Source organism: Streptomyces sp. NPDC053427 (genome assembly GCF_044544985.1).
Classification (GTDB): Bacteria; Actinomycetota; Actinomycetes; order Streptomycetales; family Streptomycetaceae; genus Streptomyces.
Window position 1 is genome coordinate 131,453 of sequence record NZ_JBITYA010000017.1, and the last position, 6,880, is coordinate 138,332.

The following is a 6,880-nucleotide window of genomic DNA, read 5'->3' on the forward strand; positions in this document are numbered from 1 at the left end:
GCCCTCCCCGCCATGCAGACAGAACCGAAGAAGTCGCTGGTCGGCGAGGAGTACGAGGTCGAGGTCGGCCCGGTCGCCCACGGTGGCCACTGCGTCGCCCGCACGGAAGAGGGCCAGGTCCTCTTCGTACGCCACACCCTCCCCGGCGAGCGTGTGATCGCCCGCGTCACCCACGGCGAGGAAGGCGCCCGCTTCCTGCGCGCCGACGCGGTGACCGTCCTGACGCCCTCCAAGGACCGCGTCGAGGCCCCCTGCCCCTTCTCCGGCCCCGGCAAATGCGGCGGCTGCGACTGGCAGCACGCCGCGCCCGGTGCCCAGCGCCGCCTGAAGGGCGCGGTCATCGCCGAACAGCTGGAGCGGCTGGCCGGCCTCTCGCCGGAGGACGCCCGCTGGGACGGCACCGTCGAGCCGGCCCCGGGCGACAAGGTCGCCAAGGGCGAGGTACCGGCCTGGCGCACCCGCGTCCAGTACGCGGTCGACGCCGACGGCCACGCGGGCCTGCGCAAGCACCGCTCGCACGACATCGAGCCGGTCACCCACTGCATGATCGCCGCCCCCGGCGTATCCGAGCTGGGCATCGAGAAGCGCGACTGGCCCACCATCGCCACCATCGAGGCGATCGCCGCCACCGGCTCCCACGACCGCCAGGTCATCCTCACCCCCAAGCCCGGCGGCCGCCTGCCGATCGTCGAACTCGACAAGCCCGTCTCCGTCCTGCGCATCGGCGAAAAGGACGAACAGGTCCACCGCGTCCACGGCCGCCCCTTCGTCCGTGAACGCGCCGCCGACCGCACCTGGCGGGTCGGCAACGGCGGCTTCTGGCAGATCCACCCGAAGGCCGCCGACCTCCTCGTCGGTGCCGTCATGCAGGGCCTGATGCCCAAGAAGGGCGATATGGCCCTCGACCTGTACTGCGGCGTCGGCCTCTTCGCCGGCGCGCTCGCCGAACGCGTCGGGGACAAGGGCGCCGTCCTGGGCATCGAATCCGGCAAACGCGCCGTCGAGGACGCCCGCCACAACCTCGCCGACCTCGACCGCGTCCGCATCGAACACGGCAAGGTCGAGGCGATCCTCCCCCGCACCGGCATCACCGACGTCGACCTCGTCGTCCTCGACCCGCCCCGCGCCGGCGCCGGCAAGAAGACCGTCGACCACCTCGCCTCCCTCACCCCCCGCCGCATCGCCTACGTCGCCTGCGACCCGGCCGCCCTCGCCCGCGACCTGAAGTACTTCGCCGAGGTGGGGTATGTGCCGCGGCGGATGCGGGCGTTCGATCTGTTTCCGATGACGCATCATGTGGAGTGCGTCGCGATCCTCGAGCGGGCCGAGAAGAGCCGCTGACCTGCGGTTTCGCTCGGTGCGCCGGGCTTGGGCGGAGCGGGGGGGCGGCGTCGGGACGGCTTCGGGACGGCTTCGGTGAGGTGCTGGAGAGGCGTGTCTGCGCATGCGGGCCACGCCTCGATGCCGGTTTTCTCCTGACCGGGCGGCAGTGATGTGGCGCGGCTCGTGGCCCCGGTACTCGGGAGCGCAGTGGTGAGGCGCGCGAACTGCCCCGCCGGGAAAGCGTTACGCGTCTCCCTGTCCGGCGTCGCCCAGTGGTCGTGGGGCGGGCCCGGGGCCGGGCCAGGTGCGGCGGAGTTGGGCGTCGTCCATCGGTGACGTGTGCTGCGCCGGCTCCCGCTCCAGTCCGAACCCCAGCAGCAGGACCTCGGCGTAGCGGCGCCAGGCATCGGGGGCGACGACGTGGGTGCGGTCGGCGACCGCGCCGATCATGTACAGGTAGGCGTACACGTCGGCGCTTGCGAAGTCCTCGCGGACCGCGCCCGCGGCCACCGCCCGCTCGGCCAGGCCGTCGACGTGGCGGCCGAGTTCGTCGCGCATGCCGGCGATCGGTTCCGTGTCGATGCTCGCGTTGCCGAGGATGACGTCCAGTGCGCGGTCGTCGGCCCGCCACCGCGCCGCCTCCAGCAGGTAGTGGCGCAGTGCCTGCCCCGGGTCCGCGTGGCGCTCGGCGGCCTTCGCGAGCTGGAGGAACGCGGTGAACCGCTCGGTGAACAGGGCGTCGATCAGCATCTGCAGGTCGGGAAAGCGCCGGTACACCGTCCCGACGCCGATGCCCGCCTCGCGCGCGATCTCATTGAGGGTGACGGCGGACCCGCGCTCCGCGATCATGCGGTCCGCCGTCCGCATGATCAGCTGACGGTTCCGTTCCGCGTCCGCGCGCAGCGGGCGGTGCTGTGGTTCCCGGCTCACGCCGGGACATTCTCCACGACGGCGGCGCGGCGCACCGTCCTGGCCAGGATCAAGACGCCGGTCACGACGCTCCACAGCAGCCAGGAGTAGACACTGGCGCGCTCGAAGACGCCGGCCGTGCTCGCCGAGACGCCGGCCAGGCTTACGCCCAGCAGGCCCAGGATGCCGACCGTGACGCTGAAGAGGCGGTACACGGACGGCAGTTGGATGTCGAGGCTGCGCCGCAGGCGACCCGACATGATCACCGCGGTGTTCGCGCTCAGGATGGCGACGGTGGCCCCCACCATGTGCAGGGCCAGGCCGTAGTCCGCGCCGTCCTGCGAGCCGTGGAAGAGGCCGACCAGCAGGAAGCCCACCGCGTGCGCGAGCGCGAGGGCGACGACCACGCGCCGTGCGCGACGCCTGAGCACCCGGGACAGCAGGATCAGCCCCGCCGCGAACAGGATTCCCTGGACGACGAACGACGTGTTCATCAGCTGGTGGTCCGGCGAGCAGATGGCGCGGTCCTGGAACGTCGTGCCGCAGTCGGGCACCCCGAGGTCGCTGATGTAGTTCGCGGCGTAGCTGTAGGGCGGATCGGTCCAGGCCGCCGCGGCAATGGCCTCGCCGACCACCCACTGCACCACGTTCACGATCAGGACGACCGCTCCCAGTGGAAGCCACCATCTGCGTGCCATCGGAACTCCCTTCGCGACGCCACCGAGCGGCATCCGCCCCGCCGCTTCACGCTAACAGTAAGTGGATGGACTTATCCACTTAGCGGCTCTATGGTGTGACGGGCATCACGTCGCAAGGATCGAACTCCGTCCCGTGCGCTGCATCTAGTCGACATCGACATCGACATCGACATCGACATCGACATCGACATCGGCGTTGTCATCGGCATCGGCATCGGGGCGCTGGGCGGCAACAGGGCAGCGTCTCCGCACGACTCGCACCACCGTCCGGCACCACCACACCGCACGAAGGAGTGCACACCGTGAGCACCATTCCGGAAGCAAGGAACGTCGTTCTCGTCCACGGCGGATTCGTCGACGGATCCGGCTGGAAAGGGGTCTACGACCAGCTGCGTACCGACGGATTCCACGTGAGCGTCGTTCAGAACCCCACCCTCTCGCTCGACGGCGACGTGGCCACCACCCAGCGGGTCCTCGACGCGCAGGACGGCCCGACAGTCCTGGTGGGCCACTCCTACGGCGGCGCGGTGATCTCCGAGGCGGGCAACCACGAGAAGGTCAGCGCGCTCGTGTACGTCGCGGCGTTCGCGCCCGACAAGGGCGAGTCGGTGAACACGCTGATCGCCGACCCGCCGCCCGGCGCTCCCGTGCCGCCGATCCTGCCGCCCGTCGACGGGTTCCTCTTCCTCGATCGGGAGAAGTTCGCGGCGTCGTTCGCCGGGGACCTACCCGCCGGCGAGGCCCGCTTCCTCGCGGACTCCCAAGTGCCCTGGGGCCTTGACGCGTTGGGTGGACCGGTCGCGAACCCGGCCTGGCGGAGCAAGCCGAGCTTCTATCTGGTCGCCACCGACGACCGCATGATCCCGCCGCCGGCCCAGCGCATGATGGCCGAGCGGGCCGGTGCGACCGTGGCCGAGACCGGCGGCAGCCACGCCGTCTACGTGTCCAGGCCCGCCGAGGTCGCCGCGTTCATCAAGAAGGCCGCCACGGGGAAGTGACCCGCCCGGCCCTTGTGGACCCCGTGCCTTTTCCCGGGGTCCACAAGGACTCCGCGCAACCACACGTCACCGCATCACAGCGCGCCACTTGGCGATACGGACACGAGGACGGCGGCATGGCCGACGAGACGACTCTCCCCCTGTATCTGCGCGGCCGCTTCGCCCCGGTGTCCGAGGAGCACAGGGCGGGCGCTCTCACCGTGCGCGGCTGCTTGCCGCCCGACCTGGACGGCCGCTATCTGCGGAACGGCCCCAACCCGCTGCCCGGCGAGGACAAGGGCCACTGGTTCACCGGCTCCGGCATGCTGCACGGCATCCGGCTGCGCGCCGGACGCGCCGAGTGGTACCGCAACCGATGGGTCCGCACACGGGAGCTGGACGGCCATCCGCTCCTCCGCGCGGACGGTACCGTCGACCTCGCGGCGACACCCGCCAACACCCACGTGATCCGGCATGCGGGGACCGTACTGGCCCTGTGCGAGGCCGGGCTGCCCCACTGGGTGACTCCGTCCCTGGAGACCGTGGGGCCGTACGACTTCGAAGGACGCCTGACGACGGCGATGACCGCGCACCCCAAGGTGGATCCGGATTCGGGTGAACTGCACCTGTTCGGCGCCGGGGTCACCCCGCCGTACGTCACCTACCATCGGGTCACCGCGGAGGGGCTGCTGCTCGACAGCCGGCCGGTCGACGTGCCGGGCCCGACGCTGATGCACGACTTCGCCCTCACCGAGCACCACATCGTCTGGATGGACCTGCCCGTCGTCCTCGACCCCGCCCTGGCCGCTCGCGGCGGCCCGCCGTACCGGTGGGAGGAGGCGTACGGCGCCCGCCTCGGCGTCATGTCGCGCGCGCCGGGCAGCACCGATGTGCGGTGGTACACCATCGATCCCTGCTACGTCTTCCACGTCGGCAACGCGTACGAGGACGCCGAGGGCCGCATCGTGCTGGACACGGTGCGCTACGACCGGGCCGGTTTTCAGCGGACCTGGACGGACATCGGCGGCTTCGGCGCGGGGCGGGAACCGGGCCCGGCGGTCCGGAGCAGGGCCGCGTCCGTCCTGCACCGCTGGACCCTGGACCCGGCCACCGGCGGCGTCACGGAAACCCGACTCGGCGACCGCGCCGCAGAGTTCCCCACCCACAACGAGAACCTCACCGGCCGCCCGAACCGCTACCTGTACACCGTCTCCGACGAGGGCATCACCAAACACGACCTCGCCCTCCGCGCCGACCGGATCCATGAGACGCCCGGCAGCCGCTACCCGGGCGAGGCGGTCTTCGTTCCGGCCGCGGACGGCACCGGCGAGGACGAGGGCTGGCTCCTGTCGCTCGTCTCGTACGAGGACGCAGGCGCGGGCGAACTCCTCGTCCTCGATGCCACGGACCTCACCGTCCAGGCCGTGGTGGAACTGCCGTATCCGGTCCCGGCCGGCTTCCACGGAAGCTGGCTGCCGGAACCAGCGGACGTGGAGCAGACCTGAGGCCCTGCTGGTGGACGCAGAGGGCCCTCCCCCCCCCGCGTATTTCCTCGCCTTTTCCAGGGAAGGGACCGGTCGGCCCGCTGCGCCCGTTCCACTCTTCGCGCACGTCGTCCCGAGCACGCATGAAGGAACCACGAAGGAGTCCGGACATGGTGCCCATCGTCCCGCCCTCGGACGAGGACCTCACCCGCCGGGCGCAGAGCGGCGAGACCGGAGCCCTCGGACTGCTGCTGGCGCGTCACCAGGCATCGATGCGGGCGGTCGCGTTGAGCCTGCTCGGCTCCGGCTCCGACGTGGACGACGTGATGCAGGAAGCCGCGCTCCTCGCATTGCGCCGCATCGGCGACGTACGGGAACCGACGGCCGTGGGGGCCTGGCTGCGGGCGGTGGTGCGCAACGCGTCGCGGATGCGGCTGCGCGCCACGCGCGAGACGCCCGGACTGGACGGTCTCGACCATCTGCCGTTGCGCGACCATGCGCCGTGGCAACCCTCGCAGCCCTCGCAGCCGGAGATGGTCATCGAGCAGCACGCGATGCGCGACTGGATCTGGGGCGCGATGGAGCAACTCCCGCCGCAGTTGAGGCTGGTGCTGATCCTGCGGCACTTCAGCGGCATCACCGCCTACCAGGAGATCGCCGACGTGTGCGAGGTGCCGGTCGGCACGGTGCGCAGCCGCCTCCACCAGGCCCGGGAGAAGCTGGCGCAGGCGCTGCTCGCGAGCGCCGAGCAGGCGCACGGCGACGCGTCCGCGCTCACCGAGGACAGCAGGGACGAGGCAGTGGCCACCCTCGTGGCGTCCGAGCGTGGCCATCTGCCGCGGGAGATCTCCGAGCTGTGGCCGAAGGAGACCGAGATGGTCGGCGTCCTCGGCCGGCCGGGGGAGCACGTCCACCCCGTCCCCGTGCTGCGGCGAGTCCTGGAGAAGGGCGTACGCCAGCATCTGAGCCATGTGGTGGCGAGCCGCTCCATCACCGTCTGGGAGATGGACGTGACCAACCCTGTCGGCATAGCCGACCCCTGCCCGCCGCGCCTGGCCTGGTTGATGTTCCGGAGCAATCGGCGCGTGGAGCGGCTGCGGGTGGTCTTCCCCCGGCCCGTTCTCTGAGCGGCCCGGGGGACGGCGCGGGTCAGGCCGACAGCAGCAGCGCGCGCAGACCGGCGGTGTCGATTAGCGGGCGGGGGCGGGGGCGAGGTTGGTCACGGCATCGGCCAGGACGTACACGCGGCAGCCGCGGTCGGCAGCGTCGGTGAGAGGGGAGGGGACGACGCCGCCGATGCCGATCCCGGCCCTCGATCCACTGAGGACGCCCCCAATTCGTGCCGCACCCATATGATCGTGTAAGTTCTTCGAGTTGCCACGGGGCCAGCAGGTCCCGGGCAGCCATCCCGCCGCTTCGCGGCACACCACTACTGCACGGCCCCTCACCGGGAACGATTTCGGCATGCCGGAATTCGGACCGGGACTCG

At 71.3% G+C, this 6,880-nt stretch carries 6 protein-coding genes; 4 read left to right on the forward strand and 2 right to left on the reverse strand.

The window, feature by feature from the left end; translation table 11 throughout:
* Nucleotides 1–12: 12 nt before the first annotated feature.
* Nucleotides 13–1,341: a class I SAM-dependent RNA methyltransferase gene (locus ACIGWZ_RS36755; protein ID WP_400071923.1), complete on the forward strand. Its 1,329-nt coding sequence runs from the start codon at nucleotides 13–15 to the stop codon at nucleotides 1,339–1,341.
* 225 nt (nucleotides 1,342–1,566) lie between these two features.
* Here ACIGWZ_RS36755 and ACIGWZ_RS36760 read toward each other — a convergent pair whose 3' ends face one another.
* Together ACIGWZ_RS36760 and ACIGWZ_RS36765 are read right to left on the reverse strand one after the other, a co-directional pair.
* Nucleotides 1,567–2,253 carry a TetR/AcrR family transcriptional regulator gene (locus tag ACIGWZ_RS36760; protein ID WP_400071925.1) on the reverse strand — a complete coding sequence of 229 codons (687 nt, stop codon included), beginning with the start codon at nucleotides 2,251–2,253 and terminating at the stop codon, nucleotides 1,567–1,569.
* Nucleotides 2,250–2,930: a DUF998 domain-containing protein gene (locus tag ACIGWZ_RS36765; protein ID WP_400071927.1), complete on the reverse strand. Its 681-nt coding sequence runs from the start codon at nucleotides 2,928–2,930 to the stop codon at nucleotides 2,250–2,252. The genes ACIGWZ_RS36760 and ACIGWZ_RS36765 overlap by 4 nt, the downstream gene beginning before the upstream one ends.
* 302 nt (nucleotides 2,931–3,232) lie before the next feature.
* Between ACIGWZ_RS36765 and ACIGWZ_RS36770 the strand changes: the two genes are divergently transcribed.
* The 3 genes from ACIGWZ_RS36770 to ACIGWZ_RS36780 all read left to right on the forward strand — a co-directional run bounded on the left by ACIGWZ_RS36770 (nucleotide 3,233) and on the right by ACIGWZ_RS36780 (nucleotide 6,518).
* Nucleotides 3,233–3,928 carry an alpha/beta hydrolase gene (locus ACIGWZ_RS36770; protein WP_400071929.1) on the forward strand — a complete coding sequence of 232 codons (696 nt, stop codon included), beginning with the start codon at nucleotides 3,233–3,235 and terminating at the stop codon, nucleotides 3,926–3,928.
* A gap of 116 nt (nucleotides 3,929–4,044) precedes the next feature.
* On the forward strand, nucleotides 4,045–5,412 hold the full coding sequence (locus tag ACIGWZ_RS36775; RefSeq protein ID WP_400071931.1) for a carotenoid oxygenase family protein: 1,368 nt from the start codon (nucleotides 4,045–4,047) through the stop codon (nucleotides 5,410–5,412).
* A 149-nt stretch (nucleotides 5,413–5,561) separates the two neighbouring features.
* Nucleotides 5,562–6,518, forward strand: a complete 957-nt coding sequence (locus ACIGWZ_RS36780) for an RNA polymerase sigma factor (protein WP_400071933.1) — start codon at nucleotides 5,562–5,564, stop codon at nucleotides 6,516–6,518.
* The last annotated feature ends 362 nt before the right edge of the window (nucleotides 6,519–6,880 follow it).

Bases quoted from the DNA above. Each gene is read 5' to 3' on its own strand.
- ACIGWZ_RS36780 (WP_400071933.1), top strand. From the start codon at position 5,562: ATGGTGCCCATCGTCCCGCCCTCGGACGAGGACCTCACCCGCCGGGCG.
- ACIGWZ_RS36755 (WP_400071923.1), top strand. From the start codon at position 13: ATGCAGACAGAACCGAAGAAGTCGCTGGTCGGCGAGGAGTACGAGGTC.
- ACIGWZ_RS36765 (WP_400071927.1), bottom strand. From the start codon at position 2,930: ATGGCACGCAGATGGTGGCTTCCACTGGGAGCGGTCGTCCTGATCGTG.
- ACIGWZ_RS36775 (WP_400071931.1), top strand. From the start codon at position 4,045: ATGGCCGACGAGACGACTCTCCCCCTGTATCTGCGCGGCCGCTTCGCC.